Below are 24,467 nucleotides of genomic sequence, written 5' to 3' on the forward strand. Positions count from 1 at the left end.
GACTGAACAAGCAAAGGCGACAGGGCTACCCCTGTCGCCTTTTTTATTGCCCACCCTTCCCCCTTCCCTGTAGGAGCGAGGCTTGCCCGCGAAGAGTCCCTCGAGGGAGCCAAAAGCTTCGCGGGCAAGCCTCGCTCCTACAAGGAAAGCGGAAGCTCATGTTATCGTGCGGCCCCTCCGTATTCCTTGTGTAAGCCCTGCATGTTCTTGTCTTCCCGCTCCCTGCGCCTGACGCTGTATACCGTGTTGATCATCGCCGGTGCTGCCCTCGCGGCCACCCTGGCCATGCGTCATACCGTGCGCCAATCCATGGTCGAAGACGCGGCCCGGGCCAACCAGCAACTGGCGCTGTACGCCACATCGCTGCACACCCTCATCGAACGCTACCGCGCCCTGCCCTCGGTGCTGGCGCTGGATCCGCAATTGCGCGATGCGCTCAAAGGCCCGGTCAGCCCCGAGCAACAGGAGCTGCTGAACCGAAAACTGGAAAAGATCAACGGCGCCGCCGAATCCTCGACCCTGGAATTGCTCGACCGCACCGGCCTTGCCGTGGCCGCGAGCAACTGGCGTTTGCCCAGCAGTTACGTCGGCCACAATTATGGCTTCCGTCCCTATTTCAATCAGACCCGCACCCAAGGCACCGGGCGCTTTTATGCCGTAGGCGTGACCAGTGGAATTCCGGGTTACTTCCTGTCCAGCGCCGTGACCGATGACGACGGACAGTTTCTCGGCGCCATGGTGGTGAAACTGGAGTTTCCGGAACTGGAACGCGAGTGGCGCCAGGGCAACGACACGCTGCTGGTCAGCGACGCCCGCGGGATCATCTTCATCGCCAATCAACCGGGTTGGCGCTATCGCCACTTGAAACCGCTGAGCGAAAGCGATCACGCCGAACTCAAGACCACCCGCCAATACGACAAGCAACCGTTGACGCCGCTTGAATTTCAATCGTTGCGCCGCTTTGACGACAACAGCGAACTGGCACGGGTCGAGGGTCCGGACGGCAATGCCGACTATCTATGGGAATCTTTGCCGCTGGCCGCCGAAGGCTGGACCCTGCACCTGCTCCGGCGTCCCCAGGTTGCCTTCGAAGACAGCCGCAACGCGGCACTCGCGGCAGCCGGGTTGTGGCTGGCTCTGGTGTTTCTGTTGTTGTTTCTCAACCAGCGCTGGCGTCTGGCCAAACTGCGCCAGCGCAGTCGCGAGGAGCTTGAGCAACTGGTGGAAGAGCGTACCCGTGACCTGCGCACGGCCCAGGACGGACTGGTGCAATCGGCCAAACTCGCCGCCCTCGGGCAGATGTCGGCCGCCTTGGCCCACGAGATCAATCAACCGCTGACAGCCCAGCGCATGCAGCTGGCGACCTTGAGGCTGCTGCTCGATCACGGCCGGGTCGATGATGCCTACAAGGCGCTCAAACCCGTGGACGAGATGCTCACACGCATGGCCGCCCTCACCGGCCACCTGAAAACCTTTGCCCGCAAAAGCCCCAGCGGCTTGCGCGAACGCCTGGACCTGGCGGCGGTGGTGGACCAGTCGCTGCAATTGCTCGACACGCGACTGCGCGACGAGCAGGTCAGCACAGTGCTGCATCTGACGCGTCCGGCCTGGGTACGCGGCGATGCGATTCGCCTGGAGCAGGTGCTGATCAACCTGTTGCGCAACGCGCTGGATGCGATGCAGGACAAACCCTGCAAGCGCCTGGAAATCCGCCTCGAAGCCGAGGAACAACTGTGGCGGTTGAGCGTCATCGACAACGGCAGCGGCATCTCGGAAGAGAATCTGCCCAAGGTGTTCGATCCATTCTTCACTACCAAACCCGTGGGCGATGGCCTGGGTATCGGCCTGGCGGTTTCTTTCGCTATCGTTCACGAATCGGGCGGGCGCCTGACGGCCGACAATCACGCCAACGGTGCAGTGTTCACCCTGACCTTGCCCATCGATCTGGAGGCCCATGGCTCATGCTCAATTCAGTGATGGTGGTCGATGACGAAAGCAGCATCCGCAGCGCCGTCGAGCAATGGCTGAGCCTGTCGGGTTTCGAAGTGCAGTTGTTCAGTCGTGCCGATGAGTGCCTGGCACAACTGCCGAAACATTTTGCCGGGGTGATTCTCAGCGATGTGCGCATGCCGGGCATGACCGGGCTGGAGCTGTTGGCTGAAGTGCAGCAACGCGATGCCGACCTGCCGGTGATCCTGCTGACCGGTCACGGCGATGTCCCCATGGCCGTCGACGCCATGCGCGAGGGTGCCTACGATTTTCTGGAAAAACCCTTCAGCCCCGAAACCCTGCTCGGCAGCCTGCGCCGGGCCCTGGACAAGCGCCGGCTGGTCCTGGAAAACCGTGCCCTGCACGAACAGGCCGACAACCGCGCCAAGCTCGATGCCACGCTGCTCGGCGTATCCCGAAGCCTGCAAACCTTGCGCGGGCAAGTGCTGGACCTGGCGGCGCTGCCAGTCAACGTACTGATCCGTGGCGAAACCGGCAGCGGCAAGGAATTGGTTGCCCGCTGCCTGCACGACTTCGGGCCGCGCGCCGACAAACCCTTTGTCGCATTAAACTGCGCGGCCATTCCCGAGCAACTGTTTGAAGCCGAGCTGTTCGGTCACGAAAGCGGCGCGTTCACCGGGGCTCAGGGCAAGCGCATCGGTAAACTGGAATACGCCGATGGCGGCACCTTGTTTCTCGACGAAATCGAGAGCATGCCCCTGGCCCAGCAGGTGAAATTGCTGCGGGTGTTGCAGGAGCAGAAGCTGGAACGCCTGGGTTCGAACCAGAGTATTCGCGTGGATCTGCGGATCATCGCCGCGACCAAACCGGACCTGCTCGACGAAGCACGGGCCGGACGTTTTCGCGAGGATCTGGCTTATCGCCTGAACGTCGCCGAACTGCGCCTGCCGCCGTTGCGCGACCGTCGCGAAGACATTCCCCTGTTGTACGAGTCTTTCGCCCGACAGGCCGCCGAGCGCCTGGGTCGTTCCTTTTCACCGTTGAGCGGGCCGCAATTGAGCCATCTGCTGAGCCACGACTGGCCGGGCAATGTGCGGGAACTGGCAAACGCGGCCGAGCGCCAGGTGCTGGGGCTTGGCGAACCTGTCCCTGCGGGTATCGAACCCGGGCAGTCACTGGCGGCGCAGCAGGAAGCCTTTGAAGCACAGTGTCTGCGCGCGGCGTTGGCCCGGCACAAGGGCGACGTCAAGGCGGTGCTTGAGGAGCTGCAACTGCCGCGTCGCACCTTCAATGAAAAGATGCAGCGGCATGGGCTTACACGGGAGATGTTTCTGTAGCGTCTGGACGGACCTCTTCGCGAGCAGGCTCGCTCCTACAGTGGATCGGTGTACGCCTCACCATTGTGGGAGCGAGCCTGCTCGCGATGGGGCCCGCACATCCAACAAAAACTCCCGAGCCGAATGAGCGACTTTCCGCTCACATCCAATCCTGAATAAGCGGATTTCCGCTCACCAGAACGTCCTACCCCCTCTAAACCGGCCCTCTCCCTCTTGGCACAGCTCCTGCTATAGCCCCCGCAGGCTGCGTTTAACCGCGCTCCACAAAAACAATTAAACGAAGGATCCTTCAATGGATAACTCCAACGCCCTGCCCCTTGGGTCGGCTGCCGTGACGGCCAAACCAAGAACCACTGCCAGCCGCATCAAATCGATTTTCAGCGGCTCTGTCGGCAACATGGTCGAGTGGTATGACTGGTACGTCTATGCCGCCTTCTCCCTGTACTTTGCCAAGACCTTTTTCCCCGCCGGTTCCTCCACTGCGCAACTGATGAACACCGCTGCGATCTTCGCCGTGGGCTTTTTGATGCGCCCGATCGGTGGCTGGCTGATGGGCCTGTATGCCGACAAAGTCGGACGCAAAAAGGCGCTGATGGCCTCGGTATACCTGATGTGCTTTGGCTCGCTGCTGATCGCGCTGAGCCCTGGCTATGAAACCATCGGCATCGGCGCGCCGATCCTCCTGGTGTTCGCCCGACTGCTGCAAGGCCTGTCGGTCGGCGGCGAGTACGGCACCTCCGCCACCTACCTGTCGGAGATGGCGACCAAGGAACGTCGCGGCTTCTTCTCCAGCTTCCAGTACGTGACGCTGATCTCCGGCCAACTCATCGCGCTGGGGGTACTGATCCTTCTGCAACAAACCCTGACCACCGAACAGCTGTATGCGTGGGGCTGGCGTATCCCGTTCGCCATCGGCGCGCTGTGTGCCGTGGTCGCGCTCTACCTGCGTCGCGGCATGGAAGAAACCGAGTCGTTCACCAAGAAGGAAAAGGCCAAGGAAAGCGCGATGCGCACGTTGCTGCGTCATCCGAAGGAACTGATGACCGTGGTCGGCCTGACCATGGGCGGTACCCTGGCGTTCTACACCTACACCACCTACATGCAGAAATACCTGGTGAACACCGTCGGCATGAGCATTTCCGACTCCACCACCATCTCTGCGGCCACGCTGTTCCTGTTCATGTGCCTGCAACCGATTATCGGCGGCCTGTCGGACAAGATCGGCCGACGCCCGATCCTGATCGCCTTCGGCGTGCTGGGCACGATTTTCACCGTGCCGATCCTGATGACCCTGCACACCATCCAGACCTGGTGGGGCGCGTTCTTCCTGATCATGGCGGCGCTGATCATCGTCAGCGGCTACACCTCCATCAACGCGGTGGTCAAAGCCGAACTGTTCCCGACCGAAATCCGCGCCCTGGGCGTCGGCCTGCCCTACGCACTGACCGTATCGATCTTCGGCGGCACCGCTGAATACATCGCCCTGTGGTTCAAGAGCATCGGCATGGAAACCGGCTACTACTGGTATGTCACCGCGTGTATTGCCGTGTCGTTGCTGGTGTACATCACCATGAAAGACACCCGTAAGCATTCGCGGATTGTGACGGACTAATAGTCACATTTGAGGGTGGCTGTACTGGCCTCATCGCGGACAAGCCCGCTCCCACAGTATTCGGCGTTGGTCACAAATGTTGTGCACGCCACAGAAACCTGTGGGAGCGGGCTTGCCCGCGATGGGTTCACCTCGGTATCAAGTCAACTCGGCAGTCGCCTGTTTCCCGTACTTGTTCTGCGCGAACGAAGCCCCCGCAATCATCACCACCAGAACCCCCGCCAACACCAGCGACGAACCGATAGTGCCGAAATCCAGTCCGCCTTTTGCATGGGGTTTGGTCAGGAAATCGCCCAAGGTTGCACCGAACGGTCGTGTCAGCACAAACGCCACCCAGAACAACAGCACCGACGAAATCTTCGTGAAGTATTTGAGCAGCACCACCAGCGCAATGGTCGAGCCGATCAGCAATGCGCCACCGGCAAAACCAAGCCCCGAATCATCGGCCAGGTAGTCCCCAAGGGCAGTACCCAGCGTGTTGGAAAACAGAATGGCCGTCCAATAGAACATCTCGCCGCGGAAGGTCTGGACCTTGGTCACGTTCAGCGAATCCCCACTGAGGCGCCAGGCCGCGAAAATCCCCAGCAAGATCGCAATCAGGATCATCGAGCCGGTGGCATAGCCCAGTTCAAGGGTGCGATCCATGAAGTCGGACATGGTGGTGCCCGCCGTGCTGGTCGACAGAATCACCAGCCAGTACAGCACCGGCTTGTAGGTTTTCGACATCAGTTGCGTGATCAATGTCAGCACGAACACGCTGATCAACAGCAGCGAACTGACGGCGTAACCGACATTGAGGGTCATCGACAGCAGGTCCCCGGCGGTCTCACCCAAGGTGGTCGCACAGATTTTCATCACCCAGAACGCCAGGGTGATTTGAGGAAGTTTATTCATCGGGCAATAGAGCTCCAGTGGTCATGACAAGCATTTTCTTCGGCTTATGCCGCGGGGGCGCAGACTGGAGCAGAGGCAGTGAAAAATGGGTAAGCGCTTTATGAAAATTCTGTCACACAGGCAAAAGAGCGGATTAATCACGAGTGAGGCGGTTATGCCCACGGGTGGAAATCAGCGGCGCGTCCTTGCACTATGGCTCCCCTCCGATTCAAGCCTTCAGGAAGACTGGCCATGCCCGACGACATCCACTACTACGAACCCGCCAATGGCCACGGCCTGCCCCACGATCCGTTCAACGCGATCGTCGGCCCGCGTCCCATTGGCTGGATTTCTTCACAGGATGCCAACGGCCGCTTGAATCTGGCGCCCTACAGTTTCTTCAACGCCTTCAACTACATTCCGCCGATCATCGGTTTTTCCAGCGTCGGGCGTAAAGACAGCCTGAACAACATCGAACAGACCGGTGAGTTCGCCTGGAACCTGGCCACACGGCCATTGGCCGGGCAGATGAACCAGAGCAGCGCCATGGTCGGGTCAGAGGTGGACGAATTCGAGCTGTCCGGACTGACCCCGGCTGCCTCGAAAATCATTGCGGTGCCACGGGTTGCCGAAAGCCCGGTGTCCTTCGAGTGCAAGGTCACACAGATCATCCAGCTGCAGCGCGCGGACGGGAATGTGGTGCCGAGCTGGCTGATTCTCGGCGAAGTGGTCGCCGTGCATATCGCCAAGTGGCTGTTGAAGGACGGGGTGTACGACACCGCCGCGGCAGAACCGATTCTGCGCGGCGGCGGGCCGGCGGACTATTTCCAGCTGGGGCCTGAGGCGTTGTTCAAGATGTATCGCCCGGGGGCGGTCAAATGATCACCAGAGCAGGTCGGCATCTTCCTTGACGTTCTTGAGACGGGTCAGCTCTTTGGCGGCCGCCAGATCGGCATCATGGGCGGTCTTGAAAATCTGGCCTTCCAGCACCTTGTGAAAACGCGGGGCGCCGGAGCCACCCAACGCTTTGACGGCAATGGCGGCATGGTAACCACCCTCGCCGGGTACTACGGCCGATACGGCTTCGAAGGTTTCAAAGGCTTTGCGTGCCATGTTGAGCATCCTGGCTGGTTGAGAATGCTGCCATTAAACCCTCAACCGGCCAGTTTGTGTACCGCTACCCCGGACTGGCCGAGGGCCTGCGCCGCCGACACCTCCTTGAATGTGTGGAAATCCAGGCTGTTGACCACCAGTTCCTGCACCAGCTCGGCAAAAATCTCCATGGCCGGGGTACTGAAGTAGGCGGTCATGGCTGTTTGATTGACCCAGAAGCCGGACACCAGCCACAGCTCTGGATCGCACTGCGACTGCTGCAAGGCAAAGTTCAGGCAACCTGGCGCCGCGCGGGACGGTTCGATCAGCGCGCTCAGGCGCACACCCAGCTCTTGCGAACGCCCGGCACGCGCTCGGACAAAGGCCATATGACTGACGGGGATTTGCTTTGACATGTTCAACCCTCCCGGGGAGTCGCGTGGCAGCCTGGGACGGGCTGCGACAGGATCAAAGGTTAAGGGCCGATACGCCTGTGTCGTTAGTCGATTCCTGCCGGTGCGTTGCACAATCCTGCGAGACTGCAGTGTGCGGCTGTAACAAGGTGTAAAACGCTGTCACGGTACTGTCATACGAGTTTCAAGCAAGTTTTCCCGTCTGCTCTCTGCCTTGTCAGGGTGAAAAAACAACCCCGTGCAGAATCAGGCAAGCATTCGACAGGATGTGTCTACCGCTGCCGCTTGCACAAACATATGCTCTGCCCCATCACTTCTGCCCTTGCGAGGATGCCTTGCATGTCGTCATTCGATCACTTTTCTCAACAGCAACCAGACCCGCTGGATGCCGAGATGGAAAAGCAGCGCGCTGAACTGGCGGCAATCATTCGTCGCAATACTGGCGAAGATGGCAGTTATGCCACCGCCGTCGATTCGCTGTTCATGTCGCGCCACAGCCAAAACCACGATTTCGCCCCGGTGCTGGCGCAACCCGCGCTGTGCATCATGGCTCAGGGACGCAAGGAAGTTCGGCTGGTTGACGAGTATTTCAATTACGACCCGCTGAATTACCTGGTGGTATCGGTCTCGATGCCTCTTAGCGGTCGGGTGGTGAATGTCACGTCCGAGGAACCGATCCTGGCGGTGCGGCTGGATATCGATCCGACGGAAATCACCGCGCTGATCGCCGATGCCGGCCCCATCGGCGTGCCGACCCGACCCGCCGGGCGCGGCCTGTATGTGGAACGCATCGACACCGCGATGCTCGACGCGGTGCTGCGTCTGGCGCGGTTGCTCGACACACCGAAAGACATCGCCATGCTCGCGCCGCTGATTCGACGGGAAATTCTCTATCGGTTGCTGCGCAGCCCGCAGGGCCATCGGCTGTACGAAATCGCCATCGCCAACAGTCAGAGCCATCGCATCAGCCAGGCGATCAAATGGCTCAATGGCAACTTTGAGCAACCGCTGCGCATCGATGATCTGGCGAAGGAAGTGAACCTGAGCGTCTCGACGCTGCATCACCGTTTCAAGGCGATGACGGCGATGAGTCCATTGCAATATCAGAAGCAGCTGCGCCTGCAGGAGGCTCGGCGCTTGATGCTGGCGGAAGGGCTGGAGGCTTCGGCGGCGGGTTACCGGGTCGGCTATGAAAGCCCCTCGCAGTTCAGCCGGGAATACAGCCGGTTGTTCGGGGCGCCGCCGTTGCGGGATTTGGCGCGGTTGCGACTGTCGGTCTAGCAAAGTTTTGTGTTGTTTGTACCGGCCTCATCGCTGGCAAGCCAGCTCCCACAGGGGCTGTGGGTGATCACAAAATTGTGTGAACACCGACGAACCCTGTAGGAGCTGGCTTGCCAGCGAAGAGGCCGGCAAAACCACCATCAAATCCGATCAGGCGCCCAGCACGCGGCACGCCTCCGCCGGCAAGGTCACCGACACCGGATGCCCGATGCTCAAGCCAATCCCCTGGCACGGCGTGCTCAGTGCGGTAAACGAAACCCCGGAACACTCAACCGTGGTCTCGATGGTCGCGCCGATATCACGCACGAACGTCACCTTGCCCAGCAAGCGGTTGCCCGCCGTTGCCTGCGCGGGCGACAGTTGCAGGTCTTCAGGGCGAATCAGCATCTTCACCTTCTCCCCTGCCGCAATACTCGTGCAGATCGGCACTTGCAGCGCATCGCCACCCGGCAGGCTGACCTTGCCGTTGCCCAGCGCGGTGGCCGGGAAGATGTTGCCGGAGCCGATGAAGTCGGCGACGAATTCGTTGGCCGGATGCCGATAGATCTCGATCGGCGTGCCCACCTGCTGTACCCGATGTTCACCCAATACGACGACGATATCGGCCATGGTCATGGCCTCGCGCTGATCGTGAGTCACCATGATGGTGGTGATGTTCAGGCGCTGTTGCAGCTGGCGGATTTCCACCTGCATCGACTCGCGCAGCTTGGCGTCCAGCGCCGACAGCGGTTCGTCGAGCAGGAGGATTTTCGGGTTGTTGGCGATCGCACGGGCAATCGCCACACGCTGGCGCTGGCCGCCGGAGAGTTTTGCCACCGGGCGATCGATCATCGCTTGCAGCTGGATCAGCTCCAGCAACTCCACCACTCGCGCCCGCTGATCAGCCTTGCTGACCCCGCGCAGTTTCAGCGGATAGGCAATGTTCTCGCCCACGGTCATGTGCGGGAACAGCGCCAAAGACTGGAACACCATGCCAAAGTTGCGCAGGTGCGCCGGGGTGTTGCCGATGTCCTCGCCATCCAGGCGGATCTCGCCGCCGGTCAGGGTTTCAAGACCGGCAATCATGCGCAGCAACGTGGTTTTGCCACAGCCCGAAGGGCCGAGGAAACACACCAGTTTGCCCTCGGGCAAATGCAGGTTTACATCCGTTACCGCGCAGGCCGAGCCGTAATGTTTCTCGACGTTTTCCAGAATCAGACCAGACATGTGAATCACCTCAAGAAATCAGAACGAAACGCCGCCTTCACCCACCAACTTCTCCAGCGCCCAAATGAGCACGAAGTCGATCAGCACGATGAGCACGGCAAACGAGAATACGGTGGGGTCAAGCGAGGACACGGTGCGGCTGTACATCCAGATCGGCACGGTCATCACGTCGATGGTGTAGAGGAAATAGGTCACGGTGAATTCGTTGAACGAGACGATGAACGCCAGCAGCATTCCCGCCAGGATCCCCGACTTCATCAACGGCACCACCACATCGACAATCGCCCGCAGCGGTGAAGCACCAAGCATCTGCGCGGCCTCTTCGACTTCGCTGCCGATGGAGAGCATCGCCGCCGTGCAGTTTTTCACCACGAACGGCAACGCGAGGATCACGTGGGCAATCACCAGCCGCGAAGTGGTCATCTGGAACGGCAGGCTGTCGAACACCAGCAGCAATGCCAGGCCCAGCACCACCATCGGGAACACCAGGGGCAGCGACATCAATTGCAGCGCCACGGCCTTGCCACGGAACTCACAACGGGTCAGCGCATAGGCCGCCGGCACCGCGATCAGTGTGGCGAAGATCATGGTCAGGCACGACACCATCAGGCTGGTGGTCATGGCCTTGCCCAGGCTCAGCACATCGCTGGCATCCGGCGACACGAAGGTGTGCCAGGCCGCCTTGTACCATTGCAGGCTGTAGCTGCTTGGCGGGAAGTCGAGGTTCGACGAGCCGCTGAAGGACATGACGATCATGGTCAGGATCGGCAACACCGCCAGCAACAGGATGAAGCCGGAGAGGATGCCGGCGAACTTGCCGGTTTCACCCGGCAGCAGCGACTGGCGCTTCTTGGTCAGGGAACTCATTGCGAAGCCTCCAGCATGCGCCGACGACGGCCTGTGATGTATTCGGACAAGGTCATGATGGCGAGCGTGGTCACGATCAGCACCACACCGGCAGCAGATGCGGCGGGCCAGTTCATCAGCGGGGCGATCTGGTCATGCACCATCACCGCCAGCATCGGTACGCGACGGCCACCGAGCAGCAGCGGCACGACGAAGCTGCTGGCGTTGTAGGCGAATACCAGGGTCGCACCGGTGATGATCCCCGGCAGGCTCATCGGCAACACCACCTGGCGAAACACCTGCAGGCGACTGGCGCCCAGGGTCGCGGCGGCTTCTTCGTAACTGCGGGCGACACCGCGCATGGCGCTGGCAATCGGCAGCACCGCCAGTGGGAAAGCGGTTTGCACCAGGCCCATCAACACGCCGTTCTGGTTGTAGAGGAGCATGATCGGACGCTTGATCAGGCCCAGGCCCATCAACGTCTGGTTGAGCATCCCGCCCGGGCCGAGGATCACCAGCCAGCCGTAGCTTTGCAGCAGCAGGTTGACCAGCAACGGCAGCAGCACCGCGGCCAGGAAGATCCGGCGTACGAACGGCGAAGTCAGGCGCGACATGGTGTAGGCCACCGGGATTGCCAGCAGCACCGCGATCACCGCACTGATCAGCGCCAGGCGCAGTGTCAGGATCAGCGATTTGAGGTAATAGGGTTCCAGCAATTGGGCATAACTGGCCAGGCTGAACCCGGACCATTCCGCGCCTTTGGTGCCCACGCTCATGCGCAGTACCAACAGGCTGGCGGCAATCAGCACGCCGAGAAACAGCATCGACGGCGAAAGGAAAAACCAGGCGCGCGCCGTGGGCGAAACACCCCGATTAGCGCGCACGGGGGCGACACTCACCGGATGGGTCAGAGGTTGGTGTTCCATAGCAAAGGGTCTCGTCAATGGAAAGCAGCTGACAAACACAACCTTGAAAACCACCACAAACCCTGTGGGAGTGGCGGTGCGACGATTCGACTTGCCCGCGAAAGCGATCTGTCATTTATCTTTGCCGACACGAAGACCGTCATCGCGGGCAAGTCGAATCGTCGCACCGCCGCCCCACAGAGTGTTGCAGTGTTCTAAAAGCCTGTGTACGTCACTCGATCAGGAAGAAAAGATTTCCGTGTAACGACGAATCCATTGGTCATGCACGGTGGCCAGGAAGGCGTTGTCGTGCATGATCGCTTTCTCGGCAATCTGTTCCGGCGTGAGGATGTACGGGCTCTTGCGCGCTTCGGCGGAGATGATCGCCTTGGCGTTGACCGGACCGTTGTAGATGTCCTCGGCCATTTTGCCCTGCACCAGCGGATCCAGAGAGTGGTTGATGAAGGCGTAGGCCATGTCGGTGTCGCCAGGACGGTTCTTCGGCATTACCGAGAGCATCAGGTCGGTGTAGAAACCTTCCTTCATGCCGAAGGTGGCGCCCAGGCCGTAGTTCGGATCACGGATCTGTTTCGGGAAGAATGCGGGTGCGTACAGGCCGCCCATGTCCAGGGAACCGGTGCGGAACAGTTCGGCGATCTGGTTCGGGTTTTCACCCAGGGTCACCACGCGATCTTTCAACTCGGCGAGTTTCTTGAAGCCCGGCTCGATGTTGTGCTCGTCACCACCGGCCAGCTTGGCGGCGATGATGATCAGGTCCATGGCCTCGGTCCAGTTCGGCGGCGGCAGGAAGATGTTCGGGGCCAGTTCCGGGTCCCACAGGGCCGCGTAGCTGTCCGGTGCTTGTTTCTGGGTGCGGGTGCTGTAGACCAGGCTGTTGCACCACAGCAGGTAACCGATACCGTGGCCATTGGCGCCGGTGCGGTATTTCTCCGGTACGTCGACCAGGTTGGGAATGCGGTTGAGGTCGGGTTTTTCCAGCAGGTTGGCGGCGGCCAGACCTTCGGCGCCGACGCCTGCCAGGGTGATGATGTCGTACTGCGGACGATCACCGCCGGCCTTCAGTTTGGCGACCATTTCCGAGGTACTGCCGGTGCGGTCGGCGACGACCTTGCAACCGTACTTGTCTTCGAAGGTCGCAGCGATGTTGCGCAACGCCGCCAGGCCGGTGTCATCGGACCAGGTCAGCAGTTTCAGGGTCTTGCCGGCAAAACGTGTATCGCTGGCGTTGGCCTTGATGAACGGCATGCTCATGGCCGCCGCGGCAACCGAGGCTACGCCCACGGTCTTGATGAATTGACGTCTATTCAGATCGTGCTCGCCCATTACGGACTCCCTTTGTTTTTGTAGGTATGAGGCTGGTCGAAACTGTTGCATCCGCGCGGCCGGATCTGCTTGGAACCCCTTATTTACGGGGTGTTAACTGAGCCGACGGGTTCATCCTGAGGTTGTGTAAAACACCTGACTATCGATAAAAACTCATTGAAGCCATGACCTGAGCGCATGCCTCAACACGAGGCATGCGCTCACCTTTTTCGTGCCTTCAGACAGCCCGGATCACGTGCTTGATTTCCTGGAAAGCCTGCAAGCCCCATGGCCCCAATTCGCGGCCGATGCTGCTCTGTTTGTAGCCACCCCAGGCGGTCTGCGGGAAGATCACCTGCGGCGCGTTGATCCACACAAGCCCCGCCTGCAAAGCGTTGGCGACGCGATCCGCCGTTTCGGCACTGGTACTGACCACGCTGGCCACCAGGCCGAACTGGCTGTCGTTGGCCAGGGCAATCGCCTCGGATTCGGAACTGAAGCGACGCACGCAGATCACCGGGCCGAAGATCTCTTCACACCACAGCGCACTGTCCAGGGGCACGTCGGTGAACACCGTCGGCTGCAAAAAATATCCGCGTGGCAAGTCGGCGGGACGATTGCCACCGCAAATCAACGTGGCACCGGCACTGAGACCGCGATCGATGTGACCGAGCACGCGCTGGTATTGCGCCTGATTGACCAGTGCGCCCATTTCCACGTTCGGGTCGAACGGGTCGGCCACGCGAATGGCTTCGGCGCGGGCCTTCAAGCGGCTCAGGAAATCGTCGAACAACTCATCGGCGACCAGCACGCGGCTGGTGGCGGAACACATTTGCCCGGCGTTGAAGAAACCGCCACCGCAGGCCACGTCCACCGCCAGTTCGATATCGGCATCGGCCAACACCAGCAGCGAAGATTTGCCGCCCAGCTCCAGGCTCACGCCTTTGACGGTTTCCGCCGCCCGTTGCATGACCTGCACCCCCACCGCGTTGCTGCCGGTGAAGGAAATCTTGGCAATGCGCGGGTCCGCCGACAGCGGCGCGCCAACGGCCAGGCCCGTACCGCAGACCACGTTCAACACACCGGCAGGCAAGCCGGCGTTCGCGATGATTGCCGCCAGTTCCAGTTCCGGCAGCGGCGTCACTTCCGAAGGTTTGAGCACCACGCAGCAACCCGCGGCCAGGGCCGGGGCGAGCTTCCACGCGGTGGTGACCATCGGGAAGTTCCACGGCACGATCAGGCCGACCACACCGCAGGGTTCGCGGCGCAGGCGGGCGCTGAAGTCATCGCTCGGCAGTTCGACGGCGCTGTCCTGTTTCGCGTCCAGGCCTTCGGCCAGTCCCGCGTAGTACTCAAAGGTGGCGATCACGTCATCGACGTCGATGGCCGCTTCGAACTGTGGCTTGCCGTTGTTGCTCGACTGCAAATGCATCAGGTGGTCACGACCGGCCTGCACGCCCGCAGCGATTTTGCGCAGGATGGCACCGCGCTCGGCGCCGGTGGTTTTCGACCAGTCGGCGAACGCTCGGGTCGCCGCGCTGACAGCCTGATCGACTGCTTGCTCATCACCGCCCACGACCGTGGTCAGCAGCGCTTCGGTAGCCGGGTTGATCACGCGCAGGTGTTCGGTGCCGGCGGACCATTGACCGTCGATGAACAGGCCGTCGAGCGTGGTTGGCAACGTCAAAGAGAAGCTCATTTCGACACCGCCTTGGTCCACGCCGTCTGATCGATTTCAATCAGGGTCGGGCCCTGGCGATCGGCGGCCACGCGCAAGGCCCGGCGCAGATGCTCGACGTCACTGACCGCTTCGGCGGCGCAGCCCAGGGCCTTGGCGACACCGATGAAGTCCGGGGTGTAGATGTCCACGCCAACCGGCTCGATAGCGCGATTGACCATGTATTTCTTGATTTCTTCGTAGCCCTGGTTGTTCCACAGCAGCACGATCACCGGGGTGCGCGCTTCCACGGCGCTGGCCAGTTCCGGCAAGGTGAATTGCAGGCCGCCGTCACCGATCAGGCACACCACCGGAGGACGCGTACCGCTTTCCACGCTGCCACCGAGCCAGGCGCCAATTGCGGCCGGCAAGGCGTAACCGAGGGTGCCGTAGCCAGTGGACGAGTTGAACCAGCGGCGCGGGCGCTCAGGGTTGAACGTCAGGTTGCCGGTGTACACCGGTTGGGTCGAATCGCCGACGAATACGGCGTCCGGCAATTCGTGCAGCACGGTTTCCAGGAAGCGGGTCTGGGCCAGGGTCGGCGCATCCCAGGTGGCGGCCAACTCTTCGCGCAGGCGGGCGGCACGCACCTGGCCCCAATCGTTGCTGCGCTCGGCCAGCGACTTGTGGGATATCGCACTGAGCAAAGCCTGGGCGGCGTTGCGTGAGTCGGCCACCAACGCCACGTGCGGCGGGTAGTTGCGCACGGTCTGGTCCGGGTCGATGTCAACGCGCAGCAGTTGGCCAGGAATCTCGAAGCCACCGGCGAAGGTAACGTCGTAGTCGGTCTCGGCCAGCTCGGTACCGATGGCCAGCACCACGTCAGCCTCGGCGACCAGTGCACGGGTCGCGACCAGGCTCTGGGTCGAACCGATCAACAACGGGTGGCCGGACTCGAGCATGCCTTTGGCATTGATGGTCAGGGCGACAGGGGCGTCCAGCAGTTCAGCCAGTTCGGTCAACTCGGCAGCAGCATCGATGGCACCGCCACCGGCGAGAATCAGCGGACGCTTGGCGCCGGCCAGCAACTCGGTCATGCGGCTCACGGCCGCCGGAGCAGCACCGGCACGGTCGATGTTTACCGGAACGCTGGCGAGCAGGTCATCGGCGTTTTCAACCAGCACGTCCAACGGAATCTCGATGTGCACCGGACGCGGACGACCCGCCTGGAACAGCGCAAAGGCGCGGGCCAGAACGCCCGGCAATTCCGACGCCGACATCAGGGTGTGGGAGAACGCCGCGACACCGGCACACAGTGCGCCCTGGTTCGGCAGCTCATGCAGCTTGCCGCGACCGCCGCCCAACTGGCTGCGCGATTGCACGCTGGAGATCACCAGCATCGGGATCGAATCGGCGTAGGCCTGACCCATCGCGGTGGTGATGTTGGTCATGCCAGGGCCGGTGATGATGAAGCACACGCCCGGTTTGCCGCTGGTGCGGGCATAGCCGTCGGCCATGAAGCCGGCGCCCTGTTCGTGACGCGGCGTGACGTGGTTGATGCTCGAACGGGCCAGCCCGCGATACAGCTCCACGGTATGAACCCCCGGAATGCCGAACACCTGCTCGACCCCGTAACCTTCGAGTAACTTGACCAATACTTCGCCGCACGTCGCCATGTCATTGCCCTTCTTGTTCGATTGAGACGCCGGACCTGTGCAATGTTTATGATGGATTCGCAGGTCCAGGGATGGCCTCATTGGAACGGGCGACACGTAGCCGCAACAATGGATAAAAAGTCATACTAGCCATGTCTTCACGTCATACCTTGGATCCCAATGAAACGACTGCCTCCCCTGCCGGCGCTGCACACTTTTCTGATTACCGCGCAGTGCTGCAATTTCACCCGGGCCGCCGAGCAACTGCACATCACCCAAGGCGCAGTGAGCCGACAGATCGCCGGGCTGGAAGATCATCTGGGTTATGAACTGTTCATCCGCCAGGCCCGAGGGCTGGACCTGACCGCCGAAGGGCGGGAGTGGCTGCCGCGGGTCCAGCAGATTTTCGGCCTGATCGACGAAGCGGTGGAACAGATCGGCGAGAAGCGCGAAACCTTGCAGCTCAAGGCACCGAGCTGTGTCATGCGCTGGCTGTTACCCCGGCTGTTGCAGTGGCAAAAGGAACGACCGGACGTGCCGGTGGAACTGACGACCACGGTCAAGCACGGCGTGGATTTTCATCGCGAACAATTCGATGCGGCAGTGATGTACGGTGCGCCACCGGACAGTGCCCTGGTGTCGTGCCTGCTGTTTGATGAACAACTGACACCCGTGTGTTCGCGGCCAATGCTGGAAGGATCGTTGGCCCTGCATACGCCGGCCGACCTGCAACAACACTTGTTGTTGCACCCCACCCGCGATGAACGGGACTGGAAAACCTGGCTGAAAGCCGCGGATGTGCACTTGACCAATGTCGGCAAGGGTCAGCATTTCGAAACGCTGGACCTGGCCATGTCGATGGCCTCCCAAGGAACAGGCGTGGCGATTGGCGACTGGTCGTTGATCGGCGATGACCTGAATGCCGGGCGGTTAGTCATGCCTTTTGATTTGAAGGTAAAAACCGGGCTGTCGTATTACCTGGTGTTCCCGGAAAAACCTGCACCTTCGCCGAAGTTGCGCGAACTGACGGGGTGGTTGGTGGAGCAGGCGCAGTCACGGTGATTCCGAAGGCTGGCTTGCAACCCTGTGGGAGCGAGCCTGCTCGCGAAAGCGGTCTGACAGTCGACATCTCTGTTGAATGTAAATCCGCCTTCGCGAGCAGGCTCGCTCCCACAGGTGAACTGTGTTCTCAGTAGCCGACAGTAAATCGCTGCCGTGAATGCTTCGGCGCTTCGACTTCATCCAGCATCGCAATCGCATAATCGGCAAACGTGATCCAGCTGCGCCCTTCGCTGCTTACCAGCAAGTCGTCCTTGCCGATCCGGAATTTCCCGCTGCGCTCGCCTTCGACAAACTCCGCCGACGGCGACAAGAAGGTCCAGTCCAGCACCTTTTCCTGACGCAGGTTTTCAAGAAACAAGGCACCGGCGCCGGCCTCTGCCTTGTACGCCTCCGGGAAGCCTGCGCTGTCGATCACCCGGGTGCCGTCCGGCAACAACAGCGAACCGGCACCGCCCACCACCAGCAGGCGTTTGACCCCGGCCTGCTTCACCGGCCCGATCACGGCGGCGGCAGGCAGCGTCGAGAAATGCGCCGCGCTGATCACCACGTCATGACCGGCAATTGCCGCTTGCAACGCGGCGGCATCCAGCGCATCGACAGCCTGGCTCACCACACCGCTACGCGGAGCGATCTTCGACGTGTCGCGGGCGATGGCGGTGACGCTGTGACCGCGACGCAGGGCTTCTTCCAGCAGTTGGCTACCGGCACGACCGGTGGCACCGATGATTGCGATTTTGCTCATGACGTTCTCCATTTGTGGATGACTCGATAACTTTCCTGTGGCGAGCGAGCTTGTTCGCGCTGGGCTGCGCAGCGGCCCCAAAAATCCTGCGACTGCTACGCACTCGAACGGGAGCAAGCTCCCTCGCCACAAAAGCTTCTTCAGTGTCAGATATGGCGGCTTACCACTTCATCTCGCCCTTGGCGACTTTGGCGCTCAGCTCAAGGGAGCTTTCTTCGCCCAATGCCGGGAAGCGTTTTTTCATTGCAGCAATCAACGCCGCGGAATCCTTGGCCTTGGCGGTTTCTTCGTCGAAGACCTTGATGTAATCCGCGGTGAACTGCACCGCCGCCAGGGACCGGGTGCTCTCGCCGAGGTAGTGTCCCGGCACGATGGTTTTCGGATGCAGCGTTTCAATCGAATGCAGCGTAGCCAACCAATCGACATGGGACTGCGGGGTCTGGGTGTCGGCCATCCACACGTGGATGTTTTCAGCGACGACCACACCCCCCACCACGGCCTTGATCGATGGAATCCAGACGAAGCTGCGATCAGGTTGCTTGCCCGCCAGGCCCACCACCTGCAACTTCTGCCCTTCGAGGATCAGGCTGTCGCCCTTGAGCACGTCCGGCACGATGGTCTTGGCCGGTGCGTCAGCCCCCAACTTCGGTCCCCAGAACGCCCGTTTGCCCTCGACGGTCTGCTTGATGTGATCAACGGTTGGTTGCGAGGCGAGCACCTTGGCGTTGGGGAATGCAGCGGTCAGGGTGTCGAGGCCGAAGTAATAATCCGGATCGCCGTGACTGATGTAGATGGTGGTCAGTTGCTTGCCGCTGGCGCGGATTTTTTCCACCACCTGTTCGGCCTGGGACTTGCCGAATTGCGCGTCCACCAGGATCGCGTCTTTTTCACCGCTGACCAGCACCGAGGTCACCGGGAAAATGGCCTTGTCGCCGGGATTGTAGACGTCCAGCGTCAGCGTCGAAGCGCTGGCATGGGCGGCAAACCCGAGGGCGGTGGCGAGGAAAACACGTTTGAGTGAGGTGAAGCCGATCATTTTTTACACCGTTATCGGAATGAAAAAACCGCCCCTTGTGGGAGCGAGCCTGCTCGCGATGGTCGCAAGGGCAACGCGTTCAACCCTGTCTGCACGCGTTATCGTTGACGACCTTCGCGAGCAGGCTCGCTCCCACAGTTGGACAGAAGTACATGGAAGCAGAGCTTAGTTGCATGGGTCAGTACAAAAAATGCGATGCTTGAACATAGTTTGTTTCTGAAAGCGGGCAAATCATGGATCGTCTACAAGCAATGAGGGTGTTCGTCACGGTGGTCGACCTCGGCAGCCAATCGGCCGCCGCCGATCATCTTGAGCTGTCGCGGCCGGTGGTTTCCCGGTACCTGGCGGAACTGGAAGACTGGGTCGGCGCGCGCCTGATGCACCGCACCACCCGCAAGTTGAGCCTGACCGCCGCCGGCAGCGAAACCCTGCCCCGGTGCCGACAGATGCTGGAACTGTGCAACGACCTGCAAGCCGCCGTCAGCGAGCCGGACGAGGCACCCCGTGGCCTGTTGCGCATCAGCGTCAGCACCTCGTTCGGTCAGGCGCAACTGGCCGATGCCATGGCGGCGTACGTCAAGCGCTACCCCGGCGTCAGCATCGACATGCAGATGCTCGACCGCACGGTAAACCTGGTGGATGAGCGCATCGACCTGGCGATCCGCACCAGTAACGACCTGGACCCCAACCTGATTGCCCGCCGGCTGACGGTCTGTCGCTCGGTGATCTGCGCCTCCCCCGCTTACCTGCGCGAACATCCAGCGCCGCAGCGGGTCGAGGATTTGAGCCAACACAACTGCCTGACCCACTCCTACTTCGGCAAGAGCCTCTGGCATTTCGAACAGGACGGCGAACAGATCTCGGTGCCCGTGCAAGGGAACATCAGCGCCAACGAAGCCAGCACACTGCTGCGCGCAGCCATGGCCGGTGCCGGGGTGGCGATGTTGCCCACGTATCAGGCCGGGGTGCATATCCACAATGGCGAACTGGTCCGCCTGCTGCCCCGGGCGGAACCGCGGCGGATGAACGTGTACGCGGTTTACGCCTCGCGCAAACACATGCCGGCGGCGTTGCGCAGCTTGCTGGATTTTCTGGTGGAGAGGTTTCCCGAAGAGCCGGCGTGGGATGCTGGCCTGTAAACACCGGCCCTGTACGAGCTGGCTTGCCAGCGAAGGGGCCCCGAAAAATGGTGCAAGATTCGAGGCCGCCTTCGCTGGCACGCCAGCTCCTACAAGGGTGATCAGTGCTGGCAACTCACTGACGCTGACCTATGCTCAAGGTAGTACCCAAGGGTATTCGTTCAGAGGTCTGCGCCATGAACATCAAAACAAGAAGGTACCTCGCCATTTTCATCACCTGCGCGGTGACGCTCGGGTTGTATGGCGCGGCAGCCTGGCGTGTGGAGCAGTTGCGCAACCTGCCCCGTGATTACGCCAGCTGCAATTTCGAGCGTTGCATCCCCCACAACGCCACCCTCAACGCCCTGCGCTGACGAATGCCGTTGGGGGATAGCTGATCAGGCCTGATTGTCCTGGTCGGCCTTCAAGCGGTCGCGAAAAGCCTTGGGCGAAATCCCCACCCGGCGTCGGAACAGGCGCGTGAAGTTGGTCGGATCCGAGAACCCCAATACGTCGGACATTTCATAAATGGTCATGCTGGTGTAGGTCAGCAAGCGCTTGGCCTCCAGCAGTTGCCGTTCGTGCATGATCTGCAACGCCGGTTGCCCCGCCAGCTCGCGGCAGGTGCCGTTGAGGTGGGACACGGAAATGCCCAGCCGATGGGCCAGATCCTCGACCTTGACGTGCTGGCGATAGGTCTCTTCCACCAGTTGAATGAAACCGTTGAGGTATTCCCGGGCACGCTGTGGCCGTTGTGAGGCTGAACGTCGCTGGATCACCTGACGGCTGACCCACACCATAATCACGCTGACCAGCGAATGCATGAGCATTTCCCGCGCCGGTTGGTGACCTGTGTATTCGGTTTGCAAGGCAGCAAACAGGCTGTTGAGGTACTCACTGTCCTTGCCGGCCGGGTAACTTTCGGCCTGGGCCAGGGCATTCACCGAGTTACCCAATTGCGCTTGCAGATGGGCGACGAGTGGCGCGGCCAGGGTCACGACGAACCCTTCGACGTCTTCGGAAAAACGATAGCCATGAATCGACAACGGAGGCATGACCAGAATCGACGGTTCATCCAGTTGCGTACGTTTGCCTTCGATTTCAAGCTCTGCCTGACCTTTGAATACGAAGAGCAACTGGCATAAATCGGCATGACGGTGGGGTTTGATTTCCCATTGATGTTCGCGGCTGCGTTTGGAGATGGTTTCACAGTGCAGCAAGTCCGGGGTGGGCCAATCCAGGCTTTCACCGTAGAGCTTGAACACCGGAATCGAAGGCACGTCAGGCTTGTTCATCACTTCAATCCAGGCCTCGGAATAGATGACGGGCGATAATCGCACCGATTGGCAGAATGTACAGGTATCGGCTCAGTTTTCACCTTCAATTGACAGACCCGCAAGGGAAAAATGCAAGCACTCGATCCATAAAAATCATTCACCGACCCTGGTCGCGTGGAGCTTGCGAGTCCTAAAAACAATGAAAATGCTGAAAACCCAAGTCGCCATTATCGGTGCCGGTCCCTCCGGCCTTTTGCTCGGTCAGTTGCTGCATAAAGCCGGTATCGACACCCTGATTCTCGAACGCCAGACCCCGGATTATGTACTCGGGCGCATCCGTGCCGGCGTCCTTGAACAAGGCATGGTAGAGCTGTTGCGCCAGGCCGGTGTGGGGCAGCGCATGGATGCCGAAGGCCTGGTCCACGGCGGTTTCGAACTGGCCCTCGACGGGCGCCAGGTGCACATCGATCTGCAAGCCCTCACGGGCGGTAAAACCGTGATGATCTATGGCCAGACCGAGGTCACACGCGACTTGATGGCCGCTCGTCGGGAGGCCGGCGCGCAGACGATTTACCAGGCTGGCAATGTCGTTCCCCATGGCATGAAAACCGACGAAACCTTCGTCACATTTGAGAAGGACGGTGAGCAGTATCGCCTCGATTGCGACTACATCGCCGGCTGCGACGGCTTCCATGGGGTGGCGCGGCAGTCGATTCCCGCCGAGTGCCTGAAGGTGTTCGAGCGGGTCTACCCGTTTGGCTGGCTGGGAATACTGGCCGACACCCCGCCGGTTCACGAAGAGCTGGTCTATGCCCGCCACGCGCGCGGTTTCGCCCTGTGCAGCATGCGTTCGGCGACCCGCACCCGTTATTACCTGCAAGTGCCGGCCGATGAAAACGTCGAGGACTGGTCCGATCAGCGCTTCTGGGATGAGCTCAAGACTCGCCTGCCGGAGAAACTGGCTGAAAACCTGGTGACCGGGCCGTCCATCGAAAAAAGCATCGCGCCACTGCGCAGCTTCGTGGTGGAACCCATGCAGTACGGGCGGATGTTCCTGGTCGGCGACGCCGCGCACATTGTCCCGCCCACCGGGGCCAAGGGCTTGAACCTGGCGGCGAGCGACGTCAGTACCTTGTTCAATATCCTGCTGAAGGTGTATCGCGAAGGCCGTGTCGATTTGCTGGAGAAATACTCGGAGGTCTGCCTGCGCCGGGTATGGAAAGCCGAGCGTTTTTCCTGGTGGATGACCTCGATGCTGCACCGTTTCGAGGAGCACGATGCCTTCAGCCAGCGGATTGCCGAATCGGAGCTGGAGTACTTCATCGATTCCGAGGCTGGCCGGAAAACCATTGCAGAAAATTACGTCGGGCTTCCTTATGAGGCTATCGAATAGCTGCCTACCGACTTACACTGGCGAGCATCCCCGCTCGCCCATGCCCCTTGCGGGACCCTCACTGCCCGCAGGTTCTCCCGTGACCAATCTCAACCATCCCGAAACGTCCAAACCGGCCATTCGCAGCGTACTGGTCGCCTTGATGATGGCGATCTTTCTTGGCGCGCTGGACCAGACCATTGTGGCCGTGTCGATGCCGGCCATTTCCGCGCAATTCAAGGACGTCAGCCTGCTGGCCTGGGTGATTTCCGGCTACATGGTGGCCATGACAGTGGCGGTGCCGATCTACGGCAAACTGGGCGATCTGTACGGGCGGCGCAAGTTGATGCTGTTCGGCATGGGCGTGTTCACCCTGGCGTCGCTGTTCTGCGGCATGGCCCAGAGCATGGAGCAATTGGTGCTGGCGCGGATCCTTCAGGGAATCGGCGCGGGCGGAATGATTTCGGTCAGCCAGGCGATCATTGGCGATATCGTGCCGCCGCGCGAGCGCGGTCGCTATCAGGGCTATTTCAGCAGCATGTACGCAGTGGCCAGCGTGGCCGGTCCGGTACTCGGCGGCTACATGACCGAATACCTGTCCTGGCGCTGGGTGTTCCTGATCAACCTGCCCCTGGGGCTGGGCGCCTGGCTGGTGGCAAACCGCAATCTGGTGGGGCTGCCGATTCCGCAACGCAAACCGGTCATCGACTACCTTGGCACACTGCTGATGATTATCGGCCTGACTGCGCTGTTGCTGGGGATCACTCAGGTCGGCCAGGGACATTCATGGCGCAGCCGCGAAGTGCTCGGTCTGTTCGCTTGCGCGGTGATGGTGCTGGCGGTGTTCGTCTGGCATGAACGTCGCGCGCGGGAGCCATTGCTGCCGATGCACCTGTTCGCCAACCGCAACGCCCTGCTGTGCTGGTGCACGATTTTCTTCACCAGTTTCCAGGCCATTTCGCTGATCGTACTGATGCCGTTGCGCTTTCAGAGCGTCACCGGCGCCGGGGCCGACAGCGCTGCGCTGCATTTGCTGCCGCTGGCCATGGGGCTGCCGATTGGCGCTTATTTCGCCGGCCGTCGCACCTCGGTGACCGGTCGCTACAAACCGCAGATTCTCACCGGCGCGATCCTGATGCCGATTTCGATTCTCGGCATGGCCTTCAGCCCGCCCAACGCCACCTTACTGAGCAGCCTGTTCATGCTACTGAGCGGCATCGCCGGCGGCATGCAGTTCCCGACTTCGCTGGTGGGGACGCAGAACTCGGTGGAACAGCGCGACATCGGCGTCGCCACCAGCACCACCAACCTGTTCCGTTCGCTGGGTGGTGCAGTGGGGGTGGCATTGATGTCGGCACTCTTGCTGGCGTTGTTGCAGGACTCGAGCTTCGCGCACCTGGCCGGCTCGTCGCTGATCAACGAAGGGCATTCGGGCAATGTCCTGCTGGACGGCCTCAACGCCGTACCGGGGGATGCGCAGAACGCCTTGCGCGCCGAACTGCTTTTGACCTTCCGGCATTTGCTGATGGTCAGCACGGCGGTGTCCCTGCTGGGACTGGCCGCGGCGATTGCGATGCCGAACAGGTTGCTGCGGGGGCGGGAGGACAAAGTTCGGTAGCCAGACCGCGTCGCCTGCATCGCGGGCAAGCCCGCTCCCACAGGATTTGCACGGTCCTTGTGGGAGCGGGCTTGCCCGCGATGGACTAAAGA

At 61.1% G+C, this 24,467-nt stretch carries 22 protein-coding genes; 10 read left to right on the forward strand and 12 right to left on the reverse strand.

The window, feature by feature from the left end; translation table 11 throughout:
* Window positions 1-201 precede the first annotated feature (201 nt).
* From LAB08_RS24525 to LAB08_RS24535, 3 genes are all read left to right on the forward strand, one after another.
* On the forward strand, window positions 202-1,977 hold the full coding sequence (locus LAB08_RS24525) for a sensor histidine kinase (protein WP_096509295.1): 1,776 nt from the start codon (window positions 202-204) through the stop codon (window positions 1,975-1,977).
* Complete coding sequence (locus LAB08_RS24530; protein WP_096509294.1) at window positions 1,962-3,287, forward strand: sigma-54-dependent transcriptional regulator; 1,326 nt, start codon at window positions 1,962-1,964, stop codon at window positions 3,285-3,287. The genes LAB08_RS24525 and LAB08_RS24530 overlap by 16 nt, the downstream gene beginning before the upstream one ends.
* A gap of 292 nt (window positions 3,288-3,579) precedes the next feature.
* A complete protein-coding gene (locus LAB08_RS24535) occupies window positions 3,580-4,899 on the forward strand; it encodes an MFS transporter (protein ID WP_096509293.1) in 1,320 nt (439 codons plus the stop codon).
* Window positions 4,900-5,037: 138 nt separating this feature from the next.
* Here the strand turns inward: LAB08_RS24535 and LAB08_RS24540 are convergent, their stop codons facing one another.
* On the reverse strand, window positions 5,038-5,793 hold the full coding sequence (locus LAB08_RS24540) for a COG4705 family protein (RefSeq protein ID WP_096509292.1): 756 nt from the start codon (window positions 5,791-5,793) through the stop codon (window positions 5,038-5,040).
* A gap of 231 nt (window positions 5,794-6,024) precedes the next feature.
* Here LAB08_RS24540 and LAB08_RS24545 point away from each other — a divergent pair, with 231 nt between their 5' ends.
* Complete coding sequence (locus LAB08_RS24545) at window positions 6,025-6,654, forward strand: flavin reductase family protein (protein WP_096509291.1); 630 nt, start codon at window positions 6,025-6,027, stop codon at window positions 6,652-6,654.
* Here LAB08_RS24545 and LAB08_RS24550 read toward each other — a convergent pair whose 3' ends face one another.
* On the reverse strand, window positions 6,655-6,885 hold the full coding sequence (locus tag LAB08_RS24550) for a hypothetical protein (RefSeq protein WP_096509290.1): 231 nt from the start codon (window positions 6,883-6,885) through the stop codon (window positions 6,655-6,657).
* A gap of 41 nt (window positions 6,886-6,926) precedes the next feature.
* Complete coding sequence (locus LAB08_RS24555) at window positions 6,927-7,280, reverse strand: putative quinol monooxygenase (protein WP_096509289.1); 354 nt, start codon at window positions 7,278-7,280, stop codon at window positions 6,927-6,929.
* A gap of 336 nt (window positions 7,281-7,616) precedes the next feature.
* On the opposite strand from LAB08_RS24555, the gene LAB08_RS24560 reads away from it, so the two are divergent.
* Entirely contained in the window at window positions 7,617-8,558 is a 942-nt protein-coding gene (locus LAB08_RS24560; RefSeq protein ID WP_096509288.1) for an AraC family transcriptional regulator, read from the forward strand.
* A gap of 150 nt (window positions 8,559-8,708) precedes the next feature.
* Here LAB08_RS24560 and LAB08_RS24565 read toward each other — a convergent pair whose 3' ends face one another.
* The 6 genes from LAB08_RS24565 to LAB08_RS24590 form a co-directional block, all read right to left on the reverse strand.
* Window positions 8,709-9,764 carry an ABC transporter ATP-binding protein gene (locus LAB08_RS24565; RefSeq protein WP_096509287.1) on the reverse strand — a complete coding sequence of 352 codons (1,056 nt, stop codon included), beginning with the start codon at window positions 9,762-9,764 and terminating at the stop codon, window positions 8,709-8,711.
* An 18-nt stretch (window positions 9,765-9,782) separates the two neighbouring features.
* On the reverse strand, window positions 9,783-10,631 hold the full coding sequence (locus LAB08_RS24570) for an ABC transporter permease (RefSeq protein WP_096509286.1): 849 nt from the start codon (window positions 10,629-10,631) through the stop codon (window positions 9,783-9,785).
* A complete protein-coding gene (locus LAB08_RS24575; protein WP_096509285.1) occupies window positions 10,628-11,536 on the reverse strand; it encodes an ABC transporter permease in 909 nt (302 codons plus the stop codon). The genes LAB08_RS24570 and LAB08_RS24575 overlap by 4 nt, the downstream gene beginning before the upstream one ends.
* A gap of 219 nt (window positions 11,537-11,755) precedes the next feature.
* Window positions 11,756-12,859 carry an extracellular solute-binding protein gene (locus LAB08_RS24580; RefSeq protein WP_096509284.1) on the reverse strand — a complete coding sequence of 368 codons (1,104 nt, stop codon included), beginning with the start codon at window positions 12,857-12,859 and terminating at the stop codon, window positions 11,756-11,758.
* Between the two features lie 217 nt (window positions 12,860-13,076).
* Window positions 13,077-14,525, reverse strand: a complete 1,449-nt coding sequence (locus LAB08_RS24585) for an aldehyde dehydrogenase family protein (RefSeq protein WP_096515208.1) — start codon at window positions 14,523-14,525, stop codon at window positions 13,077-13,079.
* A gap of 8 nt (window positions 14,526-14,533) precedes the next feature.
* A complete protein-coding gene (locus LAB08_RS24590; protein ID WP_096509283.1) occupies window positions 14,534-16,171 on the reverse strand; it encodes a 5-guanidino-2-oxopentanoate decarboxylase in 1,638 nt (545 codons plus the stop codon).
* 159 nt (window positions 16,172-16,330) lie between these two features.
* Between LAB08_RS24590 and LAB08_RS24595 the strand changes: the two genes are divergently transcribed.
* Window positions 16,331-17,212 (forward strand): LysR substrate-binding domain-containing protein, encoded by an 882-nt coding sequence (locus LAB08_RS24595; protein WP_096509282.1) that lies wholly within the window; start codon window positions 16,331-16,333, stop codon window positions 17,210-17,212.
* A gap of 127 nt (window positions 17,213-17,339) precedes the next feature.
* Here LAB08_RS24595 and LAB08_RS24600 read toward each other — a convergent pair whose 3' ends face one another.
* Together LAB08_RS24600 and LAB08_RS24605 are read right to left on the reverse strand one after the other, a co-directional pair.
* The gene (locus LAB08_RS24600; RefSeq protein WP_096509281.1) at window positions 17,340-17,954 is read right to left on the reverse strand and encodes an NAD(P)-dependent oxidoreductase; all 615 of its coding nucleotides are present in this window, start codon (window positions 17,952-17,954) and stop codon (window positions 17,340-17,342) included.
* A gap of 160 nt (window positions 17,955-18,114) precedes the next feature.
* Entirely contained in the window at window positions 18,115-18,990 is an 876-nt protein-coding gene (locus tag LAB08_RS24605) for an MBL fold metallo-hydrolase (protein ID WP_096509280.1), read from the reverse strand.
* A gap of 233 nt (window positions 18,991-19,223) precedes the next feature.
* Here LAB08_RS24605 and LAB08_RS24610 point away from each other — a divergent pair, with 233 nt between their 5' ends.
* Complete coding sequence (locus LAB08_RS24610; RefSeq protein WP_217910638.1) at window positions 19,224-20,129, forward strand: LysR family transcriptional regulator; 906 nt, start codon at window positions 19,224-19,226, stop codon at window positions 20,127-20,129.
* Window positions 20,130-20,305: 176 nt separating this feature from the next.
* Window positions 20,306-20,482 carry a hypothetical protein gene (locus LAB08_RS24615; RefSeq protein ID WP_172901564.1) on the forward strand — a complete coding sequence of 59 codons (177 nt, stop codon included), beginning with the start codon at window positions 20,306-20,308 and terminating at the stop codon, window positions 20,480-20,482.
* Window positions 20,483-20,506: 24 nt separating this feature from the next.
* Here LAB08_RS24615 and LAB08_RS24620 read toward each other — a convergent pair whose 3' ends face one another.
* A complete protein-coding gene (locus LAB08_RS24620) occupies window positions 20,507-21,403 on the reverse strand; it encodes a helix-turn-helix domain-containing protein (protein ID WP_096509278.1) in 897 nt (298 codons plus the stop codon).
* A 190-nt stretch (window positions 21,404-21,593) separates the two neighbouring features.
* Here LAB08_RS24620 and pobA point away from each other — a divergent pair, with 190 nt between their 5' ends.
* Together pobA and LAB08_RS24630 are read left to right on the forward strand one after the other, a co-directional pair.
* Window positions 21,594-22,778, forward strand: coding sequence for a 4-hydroxybenzoate 3-monooxygenase (pobA, locus tag LAB08_RS24625; protein WP_172901654.1), 1,185 nt, complete (start codon window positions 21,594-21,596; stop codon window positions 22,776-22,778).
* A gap of 79 nt (window positions 22,779-22,857) precedes the next feature.
* Window positions 22,858-24,375 carry an MDR family MFS transporter gene (locus LAB08_RS24630; RefSeq protein ID WP_096509276.1) on the forward strand — a complete coding sequence of 506 codons (1,518 nt, stop codon included), beginning with the start codon at window positions 22,858-22,860 and terminating at the stop codon, window positions 24,373-24,375.
* Window positions 24,376-24,467 lie beyond the last annotated feature (92 nt).

This window comes from Pseudomonas izuensis (assembly GCF_002356535.2).
In the GTDB taxonomy this organism is placed as follows: domain Bacteria; phylum Pseudomonadota; class Gammaproteobacteria; order Pseudomonadales; family Pseudomonadaceae; genus Aquipseudomonas; species Aquipseudomonas izuensis.